Annotated in this window: 1 protein-coding gene; it reads left to right on the top strand. The window is 59.7% G+C overall.

The genetic code is table 11. The annotated features are described in order from the left end of the window. Positions 1–438 precede the first annotated feature (438 nt). Positions 439–1,419 carry an IS4 family transposase gene (locus K7W41_RS23265; protein WP_224612922.1) on the top strand — a complete coding sequence of 327 codons (981 nt, stop codon included), beginning with the start codon at positions 439–441 and terminating at the stop codon, positions 1,417–1,419. Positions 1,420–1,435: the final 16 nt, after the last annotated feature.

Raw genomic sequence — 1,435 nt, 5'->3', positions numbered from 1 at the left:
CTAGTGCGTAGCTAAGAAAGTTTCACCTTTTTAGGGCAAGCTGAGGAATGGGCCAGCAACTCCGCGTCATGCTCACCCCTGAGGAGCGCGAGCAACTTCTCCATCTGGTTGACCGAGGCAAACCTCCGGCACGTACGTTGACCCGAGCGCGCATTTTGCTGATGGCTGACCGAAATACGGGTGAAAGACATACGTACAAAGACATTGGGAGGGTGCTGCACTGTCATGCAGTTCAGTACCGGACATCTTCGGTTTTTGATCGACTGAGACGTCGTCGGCCATTTTCTGACCCTAACCACATTGTGGGCAGCACAAGAGCGGCATCACTGGTCTGTGACAACGCACGATGCCGCTCCAGGTGAGTGTACCCATCTCGCCGACCTGCTGAAAGCACGACTCCCCTTCCTCCGGCGCGACACGCTACAGCGTGTCGCTGACGTGATCGAAGCCCTGATTCAAGCGCACTCCACCTGTCACCGGGTCCTGGCCACGTTCCTGCCCAGTGAAGCGTCGCCTGAAGCCCGAAAAAAGCGAATACACCGATGTTTTCAAGATGAGCAATTGACCGATGAGGTCTTCCTCCACGTGCTCCTGCCCCTGTTGCCTCCAGGCAAACTCGTCCTGGCTCTGGACCGGACCAACTGGGCCCATGGGACCCAGCCCCTGAATCTCCTGGTTCTGGGCGTCGTCCTGCACGGTTTTACGCTGCCCCTCGTCTGGACCGCCCTCTCGCACCATGGCAGCAGCGATACCGCCACACGCGAACGGCTGGTGGCGCGTCTGTTGAAGCACCTTCCAGCGGTTCGCTGGAAGGTGCTGATTGCCGACCGTGAATTCATTGGTCAGGGCTGGTTCGCCTTCATGCGACGTCGTCGAATCAAGCGGTGCGTGCGCGTCAAAGGGTGTGCTCGCGTCGATGGTGACCGCCTGGACGAGGTGTACGCGGACCTGGCTCCAGGTCGGATGATCGCCATGATGGACAAGGAAGTGATCTACGGCTGCCGCATGCAGATTGTGGTGACCAGATCCCCGACCGGGGATCTGGTGTGCCTGGCCACCGATCTACACGCCCAGGACGCCTGTTTGACATATCGTCTCCGCTGGTCGGTGGAGTGCACGTTTTCTTCGATGAAATCGCGCGGCTTCGACCTGGAGCGGACAGGGATGACCCAGGAAGATCGCCTTGAGCGGCTGTTCGGCATGGTGACCCTCGCCTGGGTCTGGTGCCTCCGGGTGGGTGTGGATGGGGTGCCTAAGCGCCCCATCCCAATCAAGGCTCATGGCCGCAAGGCGTTGAGCGTGGTCACCGCTGGTTGGGAGTACCTCGCACACGCACTCCGGTGGGATCGTCCAGCACGAGTGATCTTTGTCAACCTCTTCATGACTGGTTTTCCAGCTCCTGGCGCGGTCGGAGGCTAAGGTGTCCGGTACTGAG

The sequence above is a fragment of the Deinococcus multiflagellatus genome, from assembly GCF_020166415.1.
Lineage (GTDB): Bacteria > Deinococcota > Deinococci > Deinococcales > Deinococcaceae > Deinococcus > Deinococcus multiflagellatus.
This window is presented reverse-complemented; position numbering and strand designations above follow the sequence as displayed.